Source organism: Paenibacillus sp. S33 (assembly GCF_053615415.1).
On sequence record NZ_JBSIEZ010000001.1, the window covers coordinates 2,667,122 to 2,685,667 of the forward strand.

At 44.3% G+C, this 18,546-nt stretch carries 15 protein-coding genes; 10 read left to right on the forward strand and 5 right to left on the reverse strand.

What is annotated here, in order from left to right; all coding sequences use genetic code 11:
- Nucleotides 1-93: 93 nt before the first annotated feature.
- The gene (locus tag ACWGXJ_RS12340; protein WP_452566851.1) at nt 94-1,695 is read left to right on the forward strand and encodes an alpha-amylase family glycosyl hydrolase; all 1,602 of its coding nucleotides are present in this window, start codon (nt 94-96) and stop codon (nt 1,693-1,695) included.
- A gap of 351 nt (nt 1,696-2,046) precedes the next feature.
- On the opposite strand, the gene ACWGXJ_RS12345 is transcribed toward ACWGXJ_RS12340, so the two are convergent.
- From ACWGXJ_RS12345 to ACWGXJ_RS12360, 4 genes are all read right to left on the reverse strand, one after another.
- On the reverse strand, nt 2,047-2,799 hold the full coding sequence (locus tag ACWGXJ_RS12345; RefSeq protein WP_081330754.1) for an HAD family hydrolase: 753 nt from the start codon (nt 2,797-2,799) through the stop codon (nt 2,047-2,049).
- 30 nt (nt 2,800-2,829) lie between these two features.
- Nucleotides 2,830-3,879: a 2-amino-2-deoxy-D-mannitol dehydrogenase GutB1 gene (gene gutB1 / locus ACWGXJ_RS12350; protein ID WP_069291925.1), complete on the reverse strand. Its 1,050-nt coding sequence runs from the start codon at nt 3,877-3,879 to the stop codon at nt 2,830-2,832.
- Nucleotides 3,880-3,913: 34 nt separating this feature from the next.
- Nucleotides 3,914-5,155 (reverse strand): aspartate aminotransferase family protein, encoded by a 1,242-nt coding sequence (locus tag ACWGXJ_RS12355; RefSeq protein WP_452566852.1) that lies wholly within the window; start codon nt 5,153-5,155, stop codon nt 3,914-3,916.
- Between the two features lie 113 nt (nt 5,156-5,268).
- Nucleotides 5,269-6,477, reverse strand: a complete 1,209-nt coding sequence (locus tag ACWGXJ_RS12360; RefSeq protein ID WP_452566853.1) for an MFS transporter — start codon at nt 6,475-6,477, stop codon at nt 5,269-5,271.
- Between the two features lie 428 nt (nt 6,478-6,905).
- On the opposite strand from ACWGXJ_RS12360, the gene ACWGXJ_RS12365 reads away from it, so the two are divergent.
- The 8 genes from ACWGXJ_RS12365 (at nt 6,906) to ACWGXJ_RS12400 (ending at nt 15,008) form a co-directional block, all read left to right on the forward strand.
- Nucleotides 6,906-7,814 (forward strand): AraC family transcriptional regulator, encoded by a 909-nt coding sequence (locus ACWGXJ_RS12365; protein WP_452566854.1) that lies wholly within the window; start codon nt 6,906-6,908, stop codon nt 7,812-7,814.
- A 117-nt stretch (nt 7,815-7,931) separates the two neighbouring features.
- Complete coding sequence (locus ACWGXJ_RS12370) at nt 7,932-8,996, forward strand: Gfo/Idh/MocA family protein (protein WP_322175807.1); 1,065 nt, start codon at nt 7,932-7,934, stop codon at nt 8,994-8,996.
- 1,050 nt (nt 8,997-10,046) lie between these two features.
- Nucleotides 10,047-11,075 carry a helix-turn-helix domain-containing protein gene (locus ACWGXJ_RS12375; RefSeq protein WP_452566855.1) on the forward strand — a complete coding sequence of 343 codons (1,029 nt, stop codon included), beginning with the start codon at nt 10,047-10,049 and terminating at the stop codon, nt 11,073-11,075.
- 137 nt (nt 11,076-11,212) lie between these two features.
- Complete coding sequence (locus ACWGXJ_RS12380) at nt 11,213-12,007, forward strand: SDR family NAD(P)-dependent oxidoreductase (RefSeq protein WP_061830939.1); 795 nt, start codon at nt 11,213-11,215, stop codon at nt 12,005-12,007.
- 93 nt (nt 12,008-12,100) lie between these two features.
- Nucleotides 12,101-12,403: a putative quinol monooxygenase gene (locus ACWGXJ_RS12385; protein ID WP_452566856.1), complete on the forward strand. Its 303-nt coding sequence runs from the start codon at nt 12,101-12,103 to the stop codon at nt 12,401-12,403.
- Nucleotides 12,404-12,928: 525 nt separating this feature from the next.
- The gene (locus tag ACWGXJ_RS12390) at nt 12,929-13,456 is read left to right on the forward strand and encodes a GNAT family N-acetyltransferase (protein ID WP_452566857.1); all 528 of its coding nucleotides are present in this window, start codon (nt 12,929-12,931) and stop codon (nt 13,454-13,456) included.
- Nucleotides 13,453-13,776 (forward strand): SAM-dependent methyltransferase, encoded by a 324-nt coding sequence (locus tag ACWGXJ_RS12395; RefSeq protein ID WP_322175820.1) that lies wholly within the window; start codon nt 13,453-13,455, stop codon nt 13,774-13,776. Before ACWGXJ_RS12390 ends, ACWGXJ_RS12395 begins: the two co-directional genes overlap by 4 nt.
- Nucleotides 13,777-14,240: 464 nt before the next feature.
- Entirely contained in the window at nt 14,241-15,008 is a 768-nt protein-coding gene (locus tag ACWGXJ_RS12400) for an S-layer homology domain-containing protein (RefSeq protein ID WP_452566858.1), read from the forward strand.
- 1,034 nt (nt 15,009-16,042) lie between these two features.
- On the opposite strand, the gene ACWGXJ_RS12405 is transcribed toward ACWGXJ_RS12400, so the two are convergent.
- Nucleotides 16,043-17,428 (reverse strand): MFS transporter, encoded by a 1,386-nt coding sequence (locus ACWGXJ_RS12405; protein WP_452566859.1) that lies wholly within the window; start codon nt 17,426-17,428, stop codon nt 16,043-16,045.
- Between the two features lie 111 nt (nt 17,429-17,539).
- Here ACWGXJ_RS12405 and ACWGXJ_RS12410 point away from each other — a divergent pair, with 111 nt between their 5' ends.
- The gene (locus ACWGXJ_RS12410; RefSeq protein ID WP_235306330.1) at nt 17,540-18,427 is read left to right on the forward strand and encodes a LysR family transcriptional regulator; all 888 of its coding nucleotides are present in this window, start codon (nt 17,540-17,542) and stop codon (nt 18,425-18,427) included.
- Nucleotides 18,428-18,546 lie beyond the last annotated feature (119 nt).

The window sequence follows — 18,546 nt, forward strand, 5'->3', positions numbered from 1 at the left end:
TCCACCATAATAGATAATAAATATCCCCTTTTTTTGGATTGTTTCTATTTATAATGAAAGCGCACCCATAACAATCAAAGGAGCTGATTTGTTTTGACACGTAACAAACGCTTAAGAAGATTGTCCACTGCCATGTTAACGGTGCCTATGCTCACGATGTTCGCTTCAGGTGCAATGGCAGAGCAGGAATTGAACAGACATAAGCCTCCGGTTTCTACTGGAAGCGGTGTATTTTATGAAATTTATATCAATTCTTTTTATGATTCGAATGGAGACGGACACGGTGATTTGAAAGGAATCACACAAAAATTTGATTACTTAAACGATGGCAAACCCCATTCGGGTAAGGATTTGCAGGTCAGCGGCCTCTGGCTTATGCCCCTAAATCCATCTCCAAGCTACCATAAATATGATGTAACTGATTACTATCAGGTGGACCCGCAGTATGGGAGTCTAAATGATTTTCGCACCTTGATGAAAGAAGCGGACCGAAAGGGCGTCAAGGTGATCATGGACCTTGTTATCAATCATTCGAGCAGCGAGCACCCATGGTTTAAGGAGGCCAGTGCCAACCCACAAAGCAAATACCACAACTATTACGTATGGGCGGATGAGAACACAGATCTGGATGAAAAGGGCTCGTGGGGTCAGCAGGTATGGCATAAGAATCCGAACGGCGAAGGATATTTCTACGGTACATTCTGGTCGGGCATGCCGGATCTGAACTTTGACAATCCCGAAGTCCGCAAAGAAATGATCAAAGTCGGCAAGTATTGGCTGCAGCAGGGTGCAGACGGGTTCCGGCTTGACGCGGCGATGCATATTTTTAGAGGACAGACGAAGGATGGTGCGGATAAGAACATCGCCTGGTGGAATGAATTCCGTTCCGAGATGGAGAAGGTGAATCCAAATGTATATCTGGCAGGAGAGGTATGGGACAAACCGGAGACCATAGCTCCTTATTTCGGACCACTCCACTCCCTATTTAATTTTGACCTGGGTGGAACGATTTTGAACTCCGTGAAAAACGGCCGAGATCAGGGTATCGCGACATTCGCCGAGAAAACGCTGCAACTGTACAAATCGTATAATAAGGCGGCACTCGATGCTCCGTTCCTGAGCAACCATGACCAGACCCGTGTCATGAGCGAACTGGGCGGGGATGTACGAAAAGCCAAGCTGGCCGCTTCCATTCTTTTGACGCTTCCGGGTCAGCCTTTCCTGTATTACGGGGAAGAAATCGGCATGAAGGGAGAGAAGCCTGATGAGTATCTTCGTGAGCCTATGCGCTGGTACAAGGGAGATGGCCCTGGTCAAACGACGTGGGAGAAACCCAAATACAACACAGGCGAGGTATCGGTGGAAGCGCAGCTGAGGGACGATGACTCCTTACTGGAAAGCTATCGCACACTCATCCGTCTGAGGGAAGAACATGAAGCTTTACGCAGCGACAGTCTGCAACCTATAAAAGCAGGTTCTGCCAGCGTGACCGCATTTAAACGTACTTCAGTCAAAGAAACAATGTATGTATATCATAACCTGTCTGGAGAACCGGTTACCTTGCAGATAAAAGATTTCGATAAGGGTAAATGGAAAGTGGTCTTCTCCACCTCAAAGGATGTAAAGGTGAAGAAAGGAAGAGTTACAATTCCGGCTTACAGTTCTCTAATTACCGAAGAAGACAGAAAGAGCTGAATATAGGGCAAAATTACCGTTCAGATGAAGCAGGATATATATCGATGAATCCAGTTTGGGGTGTTAACAGCACCCCATTTTTCTATATAAGTTTTGCTGCATACGAATAGAGGATTTAAAACCGTCAGGAGATCAGTTATATGTCAAAAAGACAGTTGTGTGTTGAACCGGGAAATTACTCGTTTCAACTAGACCACTTCGATGCAAAGCACGCCCCTTAGAGTACACACAGGGAAGGATAAATGACATTCTCCCGTGTATATTCCAAGGGGCATTATTTAATACCCTCAATCATAGTAAAGATCGGACGATTCCATATGATTATAAAGGGGGTATACCTTCCGGTACCTTTCAGCTCTTGCTCTTAGCAAGCAACTGCTCATCGAACGGTAGATTCTCTTTGATCGCCCACAGGTCGTCATAGCTGAGAATCCAGCGATCGGCTCTGGACAGATCCTGCCGGCCGGAGCCGGGGTTGTGAAAGCCGATGCAGTACATTCCTGCACTTTTGGCTGCCTGGACCCCGTTCTGTGAATCCTCAATAACGATGCAATGGGCCGGTGCAATGCCTAGCTGCTCGGCGGCGTATAAGAAGATGTCCGGTGCAGGCTTACCCTGCAATACCTCTTCACCGGTGATTCGAATGTCGAAGTAACGGCCAAGTCCTGTCTTTTCCATAATGAGATCAATCAGCGCCCGTGGAGAGGAAGAGGCCACCGCGACCGGAATCCCTTTCTCTTTCAGCCAGTCCAGCCACCGCTCCAGTCCGTCAATCGCCACAAGGCCCTCGTGCGCAATCATCGTCTGCATCACATTTTTTCGGTGATAGGACAGGGCCTCTTCCACCGTATTGGTGAGCTGATGCCTGTTCAGCACTTGACGCCACATGGATTCGAGTGTCACTCCGACATAGGTGTGATGCTCTTCTTCCGTCATGGGCGCACCGAAATGGGCAAAGGAGCTGCGTTCGACCTCAAAGTAAATCGGTTCGCTGTCTACTAACACCCCGTCCATGTCGAAAATGACCGCTTTGACCGGAACGGACGCTGATAGGTCTCCTGTGCATTCATTATTGGTCGGTGTAACATGATGGATGCTCGTCATGTCCATTCTCTCCCTTGTTAGTAGCTAAATTTAGTTGCCGGAGCCATTAGATTGCAGTACAATCTTGATCGCCTGAGACGAAGGCTGAAGTGTCCGCTCGCTGATATTGCATCCAAGCGTCTTAAAGGCTTCATGGTAGTCATCAAGCGGATACGAGTGGGTTATGATTTTTTTGGCGGGAATGATTTGTTGCTCAATCAGGTAATGCGCCGTGGAGAACGTGCCCAGAGAATCAATCGAGCCGATGATTTTAAGGCTACGGTCAACTACCTCTTTCGGATTAAACGAACTTATCCCATCTCTCAGCCCCACCAGCATCAAATACCCGCCGCTCGCAAGCTGGCTTAGTACCTCAGTGCCGACCACTCCTGTGGTATCCACAATCATGTCCACCTGATTTTTTAACGGAGCCAGCTCATGAATGGCCGACTCCAGTGTGGCGTGCGCGGACCACCGTTCGGGAGCAATAGAATCCGCTATAGCGAGCCGTTCCTCCGAGATGTCAACAAGGCAACCAGTTATGCCTTTCGAAGCAAGAGCATAACTGTACAGAATCCCGATCGGACCTGCGCCTAAAATAACGGTTGTGAAGTTCGGCAGCAGGTGAATCTGGTTGATTCCGGTCAGCATACAGCTCAGCGGTTCGGTCAGCGTCGCTTCTTCGTAGCTGATATGGTCCTTCAGCTTGTACAAAAAACGGTCCTCAGTCACATAATAATCGGTGAACGTACCGTCGGCGCTAACTCCGGTCTCGGTTACGGATTTGTGTGTGCAATGATTCTGTCTTCCTGTCCGGCACATTTCGCATTGGCCGCAGTAGTATGTTGGATCAATCACCACCCGGTCCCCAGGCTGCAGTGAACTGACGGCTGATCCTACAGCGATCACATCCCCCGCTGATTCGTGGCCCAAGATAGTGGACGGAACGGCATGATATTTGCCACTAATGATACCTAGGTCCGTACCGCATACGCCTGTCGCCCGAATTCGGACGAGTACATCGTTATCTTTTTTTATCTCCGGGATAGGTCTTTCCTCAAGTGCGACATCCCAAGCCGATTTGTATACCAGTGCAAGCATGAATAATTCCTCCTTTTGCCTGTTAGGCAGATAGTTAGTGAAGGGTGGTCAGAACAGTGTCAAGCCGCTTGGCAATTTCGACAATCTCATCTTCCGTAGCCGTGAGGGAAGGTCTCACTTTGACCACATTGCCGTAACCGTAACGGGAGCCTCTGAGAATCAGCTGCTGTTCGGAAAAAGCGCGGTCGATAATCGCATTGCTCTTAACTGCGTCTGGGGCATTATCCTCGTCGACAATTTCCAGTCCCCACATCAAGCCGACGCCGCGAGCCTCACCAATGATACAATCGTGCTTGTCGGCCATCTCCGTCAGCAGGGTTCCGAGCAGGCTTCCTTTGGACCGAACGGCTTCCAGAAAACCGGGTTCAGATACAACCTCTAGCGTGGCTTTAGCTGCCGTAACCGAGATTAGATTACTACCTGAGGTGAAGGAGTGCTCGTGCTTCTCGAGGACATTAAGACGAGACTGCATCAATACTGCTGCTACCGGTACACCAATGCCGCCGAGACCCTTGGCGAGAGTAATGATATCTGGCTGGATATCAAACAGTTCACTTGCAAACATATAGCCTGTCCGCCCAATCCCGGTCTGCACCTCATCAGCGATTAGGATCAGCCCGTACTCGTTGCACAGCTGACGGAGACGTTTAAAATATCCTGCAGGTGGGATGATATTGCCTCCGTTGCCCAGGATGGGTTCAATAATCATACAGGCCACAGAACCTGAGCTTGCATACTCAATAGCATCCGATATGGCTTCGACGCATTGATAGCCACACTTGTCAGGCGAAGAATTAAACGGGCAGCGATAGCAGTAGGGAGCAGGTACATGAAGGGAATTTGCTGCAGCCGAGTTGGGAAACTTCCTCCGCCGGAAGGCGTTGCCGGATATGCCTGTTGCGAACTGGGTCTGCCCATGATGGGATAGATACAGGCTGATTATATCGAGCGCTCCCGTATATTTCTGGGCTAGCTTCACAGCGCATTCGTTCGCCGTAGAGCCGGTAATATCTCTCATCCATCCCGCGTCAATGCCGTTCGGCGTATACTGGATCAAATGATCCAGGACTTCCTCGACATAGGGCTCGGTAAAGGATGAGGACATGTGGGCAAGATTGGCGACTTGTTCCTGTACTTTGGTGACGACATGAGGGTGATTGTAACCGAGTGAGAGATTGAAGGTGCCAGATACGCCATCTAAATATTCCTTACCCGAATCGTCAATCAGAGTAATGCCTTTTCCGTATCTGAAGCGTTCTTTGGTTAAGGTATGCACGATGTTCCCCTCCATATCAGAATATACATTCTCATTAAGTACATCCTTAAAAAATGTACTGCCCTGCTACTACATAAAGCGGTGGGCCTCACCTCCCCCAAGAATAAAGAATCTCATCCTTCCTTGCCCTGATGGACAAGGGAGTCAACTACCCGTCTGCTCCTGCCATTCCACAGATGCGAGAAAATGACCGCCAGCAGCAAAATTAGGCTGAAAGCCGCCAAAATCCAAAGGGTAGCCGTCACCGACCATTCGCTCATGCTCCAGCCTGTTACATATTGAAGCACTGCTCCGCCAATTCCGCCTGACGCAATTAGAATGCTGGTTGTTCTCTCGGTCATTCCCGGAATCAGCACGTTCGCATAGACGAGGGCAATACAGAAGAGACCGGACATGAATAACCCTGCACCAAAAATCAGAAGGTATGTAGCCCACTGACTGGAGACAAACGCCATTGCGACCAGAAAGCAGAAAGTTCCGATTCCGCTCCACAGCAGGAAAGGAATATATCCTGCGGTCTCTGCAATCTTCCCTGAGAACATGCGGCCGATGATCATCGCAATCCATAGTATGCTAACACCCAACGAAGCTACGGATTCCCGAATCTGCAGGGTCTCGATCAGAATAGAGGGTAGGAAGTTCATGAGCCCCAGTTCAAGCCCCATGTAAACAAAGAAAAATACAATGAATATTCCCAGTAACACACGGTGCTGTACAGAGTACCGGGCTTGTTCGACCGATCGCTCAGAGGTTTGGAGATCTGCTTGAATAAGATGGGAAGAGGAGGAAGTAGGCATGGTAATCCAGAACAGCCCCAGAATAAACGTCAGAAGGGAGATGGTGTAGAAGGTCAAATACCACACTCCAAGCCAGATATACAGGCTTACCACTGCGGGAATGAGCAGTGCACCAAGTGCAAAATAGACATCCAGCTTGGACATGGCTACGGCTTTCTGCTCTTCGGTGAACTCAATCGTGAACGCTCCGATGGACGACTCAATGATGCCTGAGCCGAAGCCAACCCAGATGGTCATCACGATAACCCAGGTCCATGAGGGGAGTACACCCAAGATGGCATACCCTGCTACGATACTAACCAGGGCAATGGACAGCATAGACTTGCGACCGATGTGTAGAGCCATGAAGGGGGAGAACAGAACACCGACAAGAAATCCGAAAAACTGAAGGAACAACAATAATCCGCCATCGCTGTACCCCAGTCCATAGTAAGGCAGTAGGACCGGCAGTAATGCTCCAAGCACCACACTAGTAATGCCGATTAACAGATAGAAAGCACAACTTAAAGCGAATAGTCTCTTCAAGGTCCGTCCCTCCATAAGTCTATATTTTTTATATGGATTCTGTTGCTTTACTAGATTATACCTTTTTCTTGGAAATGTACACACGTATTTATATAAAAAATGTAAAAATAATCGTTCGACAATTTTACACGTAATAAGATCAGCCCAAATTGTTTTCGGGCGCCAAACCGCTCATAATTGAGGCATAACTTTGTGTTTGCAAAATTAGGTTAGTAAGGATACCTAACAGTTGTTTTACTTAATACAACTATGATTGATAGGGTAGGAAAAAGAATGTTAACCGCTTACAATTTAAAAGGGAGAGGGAATTTTTTCGAAAGTCGAGAAGGAGAAAAATGAAGAAGAGAAGAAGGGATGCAGTGCAGCATAATTATCAATAGTCATGTGTACGGCTTTTTTGAACTTTACAACAAAAGGAGTCTACCAAAATGAATTTTTATTTAGAAATCCCGGAGCTTGACCGACATTTTCCTTTCCGGAGTTTTATTAATAAAGGCGACGTGCTTTGCTATCCTCATTGGCATAAAGAAATTGAAATTATTTATGTGACCCAGGGAACCTTGGATCTTGGAATTAACGATATTTCGATACGCATGAAACAAGGTGAAGTTCAGTTTATAAATGGGGGTGATGTTCATTATTTCTTGGCTTCTCCCGACAGCGAACGGGTGGTTATTCAATTTGATCTGAGCTTTTTTCAAGAGGTTTCCACATTAAGTGATCAGAAACGCCCTCTTAGAACTATATTTACGGAGATGGAGCAATCAAGCTGGAACTGGCCAGAAGAAACAGCAGCTAAAATGCTTTCTCTGATTCAAAGCATTTATGATGAGAACGTCAACCACCACGAAGGTCATGCCTATATGATCAAAGCGAAGTTGTTTGAGATGTTGACTCTTATTATGCGTGAAGTGCCGAGAAGCACGACGCCAAGGCTTCCTGACATCTCTGAAAGACCCTTAACACAATCAAAGGACACCCTTTATAAACTGGAACGTATTTTTGAGTATGTGGAATGCCATTATCATGAAACCATTTCGCTGAAGAATGTCGCTGATTATATGGGGTTCAGTCCCTATTATTTCGCTAGGCTATTTAAGAAGAATACGGGGATGACCTTTGTAGCATTTTTGAATGATTACAGACTGAATAAGGCAAAATGGATTTTGTTGAATGAAAACAATCCGATCACTGAGGTCGCAGAGGCAGCAGGGTTCAGTAGTGTAAAGACGTTTCATCATCTCTTTAAAGAAGCAACAGGAACATCACCATTGAAATACCGCAGGACAATATTCGGGAATAAAACAGCAAGAAATGAGGAGGAAAGCTTTTCATGAGATTTGTATGATAGAGCTATCCGACGAAGTGAAGGGAGAGTTACGAGGACATTAAAATTTATTGATCTATGAGCAACCACTTGATATGAGGTGGGCTTAAATCAGGAGTGGAGGAAGATGAAAATGGGCAATCGTATATACAATGTAGTCATTATCGGTTATGGAGGCATGGGAAGCTACCATGTTCAATTGATCGAATCTAATCAGCAACTTGCCATTGGCGGTGTATATGATATTGTCGATTACCGAATGGAACTGGCTGCGGCTGCCGGCTATAAAACTTATGCCAGCCTGGATGCCGTCCTTGCCGATCAGGCCGTGGATATTGTTTTGATAGCAACACCTAATGATGTTCATAAGGAAATCGCGATCCAGGCACTGCAAGCCGGAAAACATGTCATTTGTGAAAAGCCGGTTACGATAACGAGCGCGGATTTATTGGACATTGTTGAGGTGGCGAAGAAAGAAAATCGTGTGTTTACAGTACATCAGAACCGTAGATGGGATGAAGACTTCCGAATTATTAAAGATATAATTGGCAATAAGACCGTGGGTGATCTTTTCCACTTGGAATCGCGAGTTCAGGGGGCTAATGGCATCCCAGGTGACTGGCGGCAACTAAAGGCGTATGGAGGAGGAATGCTACTGGATTGGGGAGTACATCTGTTGGACCAGCTGCTTCAGATTACGGACAGCAAAATAGAAAGCGTAGCTGCTACCCTTAGCTATATTTTGGGGACTGAAGTGGATGACGGCTTTACCAGCTTTATTGAGTTCAAGGACGGTCTGACCGCAGTCATTGAAGTGGGTACAACCAATTACGTAAAGCTGCCGCGCTGGTATATTAAAGGAACTGAAGGAACCGCAATGATTAGAGATTGGGATTTGAGTGGAGAGATCGTCACCCGAAATCCAGATGTCGCTCACGTGGAACCCAAGCCGATTCAAGCAGGTCAAGGATTGACGAAAACGATGGCGCCGCCGTCTGAGGAATCCACCCTTAGGTTCCCGATTGAGAAAATACCTGCTGCTGCAGAAAGCTTTTATGAGAATTTTGTCTCCACCATCGAAGGAAAAGCGGAGATTGCGATCAAAAATGAAGAAGTACACCGTGTATTGGTGCTGATTGAGACGATTTTTGAGGCGGCAGCAACCAAAAGCGTGATTCGAAGAACTATTTAAATCCGCTCTATTTTTCAATCCATCAAAGAGAGATATATAGGATCCTGGAGAGAACCAAACAGTATTGATCTAATGAAATTTTGGGATGCATTTAAGTAATCAGTAAACCTTTGAAATGGTGAGCAAAATAATTTTGCCCACCATAAAACCAAGCGGGTATCGCTCCACAACCGAATTCTATTGCTTGATCATTTTTAAGTTGCTGAGATTTCGAATAGGTTTAATTTACACGTAAAGAGAAAAGAAGTTTTACATAAAATCCGCTATTTCCTTCTTATAAATCAACATATTCTACTCTGAATTCTTCCATAAAAACATAAAATAATCCATGAGAGTGATAGAATAATCATTTGTACGAGAAAAGAGGAAGGGAGAGATCGTCACGGGGATACTTGTATTAACATCTGTAATTGTTGTAACACCGATCAATGCTGATCAATTGCAAAAAACGTTGATGGGGACCCTTCGAACAACCGAGGTGGTGCGAATCATGTTTCAAGCGGCAATGCAGCCAACAGTGATCCAATGAGAGTCACCAGGTGCAACCTCCAGGATTTGATTAATGCTGCACACGATAAAGATATAAAATCATACAGGATGTTGTGTACAACTACTCTAGCCGCTGGGGTGCAAAAGGTTTATTGTACTTGATCTCCCGGATAATCTTGCCTCCGGTAAGATCGGTGAAAACCGGCCTTTCTTGAAGCCTTAATTTTTAAATATAAGAAGCATGAAGGAATGACATTCCTAGGAGTGTCGTGATTTGAGGTTTTAAAAACACACTCATAAACATATGGGTGTGTTTTTTGGTGTTGAGGATGAGTCGTTCATGCCATTAACAGAATTTTATTATGATTAAGTAATTCGCCATATTCCTCTTCATTGATTGAAAGTATCACAGATAACAAGAAGATGTAACATTTTTCGCAGCTTAGTACGTTAATGTAGACACCTTAACGTACTTAAGAGTATTCTTATGTGTACTTAAGAAGGGACCCCATCGCAACCAAAACTAATGAATATGCAAGTAGATAAAGGAGGCCCATATATATGAAGTCTCATACCTCTGACCGTATTAAAATCCCGCCAGGATTGTGGGCAGGATTATGTCAGTTAGGGTTTGGCGCCCACGACGTAGCTCGCAAAGCACGATTGCCGATCACCATTAGTACTGAAACAGTAGTCACCACCGCTCAATATTTCGCGATCTGGCAGGCATATTCTGATCTCATTGGTGACACTGCACAAGGAATCATCAAGCTTGCAACCGTCTTTGATACAGCGAAGTACCCACCGACTGTCTTAGCGACTTACCACGCTCGGGACTACCGCGACGCTCTAAACCGAATGGCTCGGTACAAACAACTGTGTCCCCCGGAAAACCTACACATCACTGAGAAGGGCGAGCACTGTACAATTGATCTGGAATGGCTGTCTCCCGAGCAAACTGGTCCGCCGATGCTGGTGGGTATTACGCTGGCTTGTCTTCTGGAGATTGGACGCCGGGGGACAGGTCAACCTTTGACAGCGCAGCTTGTTGAATTTTCGCACTCCATGGGCGATGTACAAGCCCTTGAAGCATACTTCGGCTGTCGCATCCGAATTGGTGCAAAATGTAACCGATTGACGCTACATCGAAGAGATCTGGACCGTCCCTTTGTCTCGTACAACAAAGAGTTGCTGGAAATCCTGACTCCTGTTCTGGACCGATCGTTGGGTGAGCAGCAGCGCAGCCGCCCAATTACTGAGATGGTCAAATGGATCATGAAACGTAGCCTTACAGGAGGGCGTCCTGACATTCAGGCTGTGGCGAAGGAGCTCAGTATGAGCGATCGTACCTTGCAGCGCCGGCTTACTGACGAAAATACGAGCTTCAAGTTTCTATTGACACAAGCTAGGCATGAGCAGGCACGAGAGTACTTGGCAGACCCCTCGCTCGATATTAAAGAGGTGGCATTTTTGATTGGATATGAAGACCAGAATTCGTTTTACCGCGCCTTCCGCCAATGGGAGGGTGATACACCTTCAAATTGGCGGACTGAACACTTAGGTACAAACTCGATATCAGGAGCACGTTAGGACTGCCTAATGAGTTTTATTATTTGGCGTGTTAAACAAGAACTTTGGCGCAATATGCTAGTTACTGGACAATCCAGACAAGATAATATAATCACTATCCAGAGCTCAAGACTGTTTTAAAAAAGGAGAAGTGTATTATGGATATGGGATTAAAATATAAAACAGCTTTAGTTACAGGATCAACGAAAGGCATAGGTAAAGCAACTGCCATTGAACTAGCCAAAGAAGGTGTTAATGTACTAATTAATGGACGAAATTATGAAGAGGTAGAACGAACTGTAAATGAAATTAAGTCAAATTTCCCAGCTACCTCCCCTCAAAATGCGACAGCCGATATTGTGGATATTGGACAAAGAGAAGCTTTATTTGAAAAATACCCTAGTATTGATATTTTAGTTAACAATACGGGCATTTATGAAATTATGCAATATGAGGACGTAGACGATGAAGTATGGGAAAAATACTTCCGTACTAACGTTCTTGCTGCAAATGGATTATCAAAATTTTATTTACCTAAAATGTTGAAAAATGATTATGGCCGCATTATTTTTATTGCGAGTGAAGAAGCAATTATGCCTTCAGGACAAATGCCGCAGTATTGTATGACAAAATCTATGTTGTTATCATTGTCAAAAAGCTTATCTAAATTAACAATAGGGACAGAAGTTACAGTCAATACGATCATGCCAGGACCAACACTCTCTGAGAATGTGCACCAAATCATTGAGAGTATGTATCCTCATGAAGATATGACTTTTTCAGAAAAAGAGAAAGATTTTATGGTTACAAACCTGCCTCAATCTGAAATACAGCGATTTATCAAGCCTATTGAAATAGGTAGACTAGCTACATTTGTATGTAGTCCTTATGCATCTGCATTTAAAGGTTCGCCAATCCGTATGGATGGGGGAATGGTACCGACTATTTTTTAGCGCTTGTGGAGAAGCTTGCTGAAATTAGCGCTGACATTGCGGAACATTATAATAAGATGAAGTCAAATATCATTCGAGGGTAGGATGAGGATCATGAACCATTTTGCTATGTATGGAAAGTTGACGGCACCTCCAGGGCAAAGGGACGCTCTTGCAAATATCTTGCTAGAAGCGGCAGATCTGTTGAAGTCGAATAATGACTGCTATTTGTATATAATCAATGTGTCAGACGACGACCCGAATGCGTTATATGTGACCGAACTGTGGAAAGATGCAGATGCCCATGCAGCCAGCCTTAAGAACGAAGAGGTACTGGCGTCGATACAACGCGCCCGACCGTTGATTATTGGAGCGGAGCCCATTAAACTGCGTGCTCTAGGGGGAAAAGGCCTGTAGGGTCATGCTGCAGTTGCTGCTACCACAGCAGCCGATCACTCGATTGCTTTTAAGCTAAGCAGCAGGATAGTCCTAATGAAACGCTTTTGTAATATGTGAAAGGTTGGCAGATAAAATTGGCCCTGGTATAATAAGGGTAATTCACTAAGGAGAGATTTTTTTGTCTGGAGCTGTTCTTTACTAATCCAATTCCATAAAAAGAGGTTTTTATGCACCTACTATTCGTCTGCCCAATTTTTGTATTACGGGTGGGGATTTGAAAGCTTCGGAATTAGTTAAGAACAACGGATATTACCAGATCCTTAGGGATACCTGTTATAATGAGTCCAATCCGTGCTGGTTCAGCGCGGATTTTTTTGTGGCTAAATAGCAGGTGGTATGAGGGTAGGAATGACGTATGTTCATTCCTGCCCTTTTCTAATTTTAGCAAAGGGGGATAGAAGGTAATTACTCCAATTTGGTCAAATACAACCAGACTTCTTGAATGAAAGTTTCAATCTAAGTAAGTAGAAAGGTGGACATTACATGAAACTTCAAACGAATCGGCTCCTATTAAAAACACTTGATCTTAATTTAATCGAAGCAGCAGCCCAACGTGATATAGGTGCTATTGAAGCTTTGGGTTATAAAACCAGTGATGAATGGCCGGGTCCTGATTTCTTTGAAGCTTTACCTTATTTTCGAGAACTTTTGATAAAAAATAATGGCACTAGAGGTTTTGATTCTTGGATCATTGTGGAGAAGGATACCCAAGAAATTGTTGGAGGGATTGGTTTTTTAGGAGATCCTGATCAGAACGGTATGATTGAGATCGGTTTTGCAACGAATGAAAGTCATCGCCGCAAAGGCTATTGCTATGAAGCCGCTCAAAAATTAATAGAGTGGTCCTTAAATCATGAAGAAGTCCAAATCGTAACGGCAAGATGCGTACCTGACAATATCAGCTCTAAGAATTTGTTAATGAAGTTAGGATTCGAAATTGATCACAAAGATGAAGAATTGCTTTATTGGAAATATCAAATGAAGAAAGTAGGAGGGGGTCAGCAGAAATGATCCGTCGAGATCTAGATGACGTAGATTTCATAAGAGCAAATTTAATGGGGCCTAGTTCGATTATCATGCTCGAGGAGCTATCGAAAAATTTGACTTTGCAGAAAGGAATGCGAGTGTTGGATTTGGGCTGTGGGACCGGACTTACTTCTATCTATCTGGCGCAAAAGTTTGACATAACCATATTTGCTGTGGATTTATGGATTAGTGCACTGAAAAGTATAGAAGATTCAGAGAGTTTGGTTTGGAAAGCCAAATTATCCCCATTCATGCAGATGCCTGCCACTTGCCTTTTGCAGAGCAATACCTCGATGCAGTTATAAGCGTAGATGCATATCAATATTTTGGAGCGAAGAGCTTCCCAGTCCTATGGGGTGGAATTCGCTAAACTAACTAAAAACGATAGTTCAACGCTACCAAAAAAACAGCCGAGCGCTCGGCTGTTTTTTAACTAACGGGCAGATTACACTAATGCAGATTCCTCATCGCATGAAGCGGTTAATCGATGCTAGGGACGTACAGGCTTAGGTCAAAAGAGTAAAAAGCGAGAACGGGCCATGAAGGCCTTCACAAGCTTTCTCAATTCCCGACGGGTCTACCCGAATATGGAGAGACTTTAGAACTTGTATCCATAACATTTTTTAAACACAGATTGTCGATATTCCAAAATACTGTTTAACAGTGCTTTTTTCTCTCTAATATCATCATTTTCTTTTGAAATGTCGATATAAAATTGAGTCTAGAGAACTATTTTATACATAAATTTTACCTAAAGGAGTGGAAAGAGATGTTGAAAAAGAAATGGCTTATCACCCCGTTGGTTGCGACGACACTGTTTTTCGGTCAATCTGCATTCGCGGCAAACACGTTTCCTGATGTGGAAGGAACAAAATATGAATGGGCTGCCGAATCGATTCGTTCCATGGTCGACAAGGGCGTTGTCAAGGGCTATGCAGATGGGACCTTCAAGCCAAGCAAAACCATAACGAAAGCGGAATTTGTACATATGTTTCACAAGCTTTTTCCAGAAATCGATCATTCTTCCGGCGAACCTTCCGACTTTGTGGATGCGCGTAAACACTGGGCGAATAAAGATTTTGCAGCAATATTCAACGGGGACTACGTCTGGCCGTATGCTGAAAGTGTTGGCGGGAAATATCCAAACTATCAATTCTATGTAAAACCTGACAAACCATTGACCCGCTGGGATGTGATGATGATCGCCTCTCTTCGTACGGATTATACCAATCAGACGCTTCATCCTGAGATTGAGGAAGTGATTTCCGCAGCTGCGCAGTACAAGGATATGAAAGTTCGTCAGGCCAATTACAATGACAATTTCTCGGCCTACTATCCGGTGCTGTACATCGACAAGACTGGAGAAGAGTACAACTATGATGGAGATTCCCAGGATCAAAAGGCAGAAGCATTCTACACCCTAACCAAGATGGGAGTCCTTACTGCTAATGAAGGATACCTTCACCCAAAAGCGCTAGTCACACGGGCTGAAGCTGTTACCATTTTACAGCGTTTGTACGAAGCTACAACGAAGTAATTTTTAAATCAATGATGATCAGATAAAAGCAAAAAAAGATCCAACAAATGGCTTCATTTACACCTCAAAGGGTAGGCTGTTAGGTTTTGATAATCCGAATTCAGAAAATAAACAAATCTAAAAGTATGTCAATGAATTTGTGGAAGAATTGAGATTTCAAACCGCTGATCTGAACAAATCAAATCAGCGGTTTTTTTAGTATGAGCATGGGGGAAGATCAAGCTGCATCTTTTAGAAAGTTTTTTGACAGGTCGACGAAATCGAGGTTAATATAGATCCATTAAGTCCTTGATTGAAGTGGGGAATCTGAAGTATTCAAAAGTAATGAAGAATGCACTCCACACGATGCTTTATTTAATTGCCTTTGCGTCAGACAGACCGAGAGGGAATGGTTAGCTTTGATTAAAATATAGTTAGTATATATCTATTAAGTCTTTAATACTTGAAATTTTACCAAGTCGGTACATTCTATAAAGTACTGGTTTTTGTGAGAAAATGATGCACTACTATTGTGACCTGTAATCATACAAAAAGGAGACTGAACTTATGTGTAGCGAACGTTCTACTAATCCCTGGAATTCGGAAGGGTATAATGACAAGCTGGATTATGTCGGCAAGCCGGAACGAGGGTCTTGTCCTTGCTTCAGCGAGGGACGAAATCTGTAGTATTTTTCAAACATTGGCGAATATACCAGCCCGCTGGAGCAGACTGACTTCCGTGTTACGTTGGCTCAACACTTCGACAAGTCCACTCCGCTTAAGGGAAATACAGGGGCGCGATAATGATCAAACGACCACTGAATATGCTTTTGTTTTCTGAAAAATGGTATTATGGCAGTTATTAAAAAAATAGCTAATAAGGTTGCTTCACAGAGAGAAACATCAGAATCAATTAAAATAGTGTGCAAAGGTTCATGCAACCGATTTCATAAAACCGTTCGTTTAGGTGAAACGCCTTCTTTAATCCAAATTAATGACATTGGATGCATGATGATTGGTGCCGCGCAATGTTTTAAGATACGAACTTTGTGGGACTACGACTCATGCAATTGCGCTGACTTCCAGTGCTGCCGACTCATGAATACCAAAGACAATGCAATTACCGTGAGGATAATCCCAAGCATTTGAAATCCCTTGAAGCTAAACGTACCTCCCATTACGATAGCTATCAATAATGAAGAGATAATGGTTCCCAGATATCTTGATGTGTTAAATAATCCGGATGCTACACCGATTATTTCTTTTGGAGAACTTTGGAACAGGGCTGCTTGCATACCTACATTGTTCAAACCGTTGCTAATACCGAATGCAGCTAAAGCCAAACACACGCTGATAACCGGTGAAGTTGGATTCAATGTCACGAGCCACACTGACCCCAATGTCATCAGAATTGCGGACACCAGCAATGCCGGTCGGGGTCCTGATTTATCGATCCATTGTCCTGCAATTGGAGAAGTAATTAGCGAGCACAAGCCTAAGCTTAGCATGAGAATGCCTGTTTGGAACTCACTGACATGACGTACCATTTGCAAGTAGGACGGAAGCCCGAAAAAGAGCGAGTAATATAGTACATTAACGAGCATGAATTCAACATTAACCCAAGTCATCGCAGGGTACTTGGCAAATGTACGTAAAGGAATAAAGGGTGATGTCGCTTTTAACTCATGTCGTACGAATATCCCCAGCGCAACGAGACCTATCAGCCCGACAATGACATTTCCTAATAAGATATGTCCAGATGATTTTGCTGAGAGTAGTCCAACGAGCAGGGTAACCAAAGCCACTGTGAAGAGCAGAATCCCTAATGCATCAATCAGTTCAAACCATTTACGAAAGGACATGTTGCGTGCTACGGATGTTGGCAGTTCGTCCTTAGGAATATTCCTCCAAGCCGATACAAAGCTGGCCACCACAAACGGAATATTGATGAAAAAGATAGCAGGCCAATTCCACCAATGAATCAAGACCCCGCCAATAAAGGGGCCAATTGCTGCTGCTCCAGATAGGAATATGGACAAAACAGACAACGCAGTTGCTTGTTTCTCTGTAATATGAATTCGAACAATAGCCATTCCAACCCCAACCATCATGCTTGTTCCGATGGATTGCACAATGCGGAACATGATGAGCCACCCGAAATTTGGTGATAATGGAGCTAATAATGATGCAATGAAGGCTACAACAAGCCCGGTAAGAAAAATTTTCCTACGACCGAATAAATCGCTGGCTTTTCCCATGACAGGTTGAGCGATGCTACTTGCAATGTAGAAAGAAAAAATAATCCAGGAAACACCTGTAAAGTCAAGTTGGAACACATTTTGCAGACTTGGAATAGCAACAGAAACCATCGAAGAATTTAATGGGTTCAATAGTATCCCTAGACCAACTGAAATCATTAACCACCAGCTGCGAACGCTCATTCCTGGTCCCCCCATAGCGAATTAATGTCATCGTACTTGAAATCGATTATTTATTCCAACGCATTTGATGTTATAATCTCATTGACTTGAGGGAATGAATGGGGGATCATAATGGAACTTCTTCAACTGCAATATTTTCTGACGGTAGCTCGTTTGGAACATGTGACCGAAGCTGCACGAAGTCTGCACGTTACTCAATCGTCGCTGAGCAAAACGATTCAACGCCTGGAGGAAGATCTGGGGGTTCCTCTATTCGATCGAACAGGGAGGAAACTGCGATTGAATGAGTTCGGAAGTAGATTCCTTCACCGTGCAGAGAGGGCTTTATTTGAATTGGAGCAGGGGAAGCAGGAGCTTAGTGATTTATCCAGCCCGGAACATGGCACTCTCGAATTGGCAGTGACCACCGCAAGCACATTACCCAATATTCTGCGAGAGTTTCGGAAAAAGCGACCCTATATTCAATTTCATGTGCAAATGCTGACCACGCAGGAAATGGTAACGCTGCTTCATAGAGGAGAGGTCGATTTTTGCTTGTCCTCACCTCCAATAGAGGGAGATGACATCGAATGCCAAATCGTGTTTATCGATCCAATCCTTGTAGCTGTTCCAAAGGGGCATCGGCTGGCGGATCGAAGCAGTGTAACGTTGACGGATCTAAGGGATGAATGGTTTGTCGGTGTAAAGAGAGGCTACGGTACTCGCGATTTAGTGGACTCTGTATGCAAATCGGAAGGTTTTATACCTAAGTATGTGTATGAGGGGGATGAACCTGCAAGGCTTAGTACGCTTGTGGAAGCTGAAATTGGCATAGCCTTCATACCAAGCACGGCAAGAAATTCACGGGAACATCTTAAATATCTTCAAGTAGAAAATCACGAATTGGTACGGGAGATCGCTTTATTATGGCACAGGAGTCGGTATATTTCGCGGGCTGCTCTAGAATTCCGTGAGGTAGTTGTAGAATATTTCGGAGCAATATCCAAACAGACAATATAATCCCATATAGAAGTGAAATAAAAAACATTAACAGAAGCGGTAGCGTAGGACATGTTAACCAAACGTCCTAAGCGGCCGCTTATTCTTTTATTCAACTGCAAAATTTGTAATTTCGATTT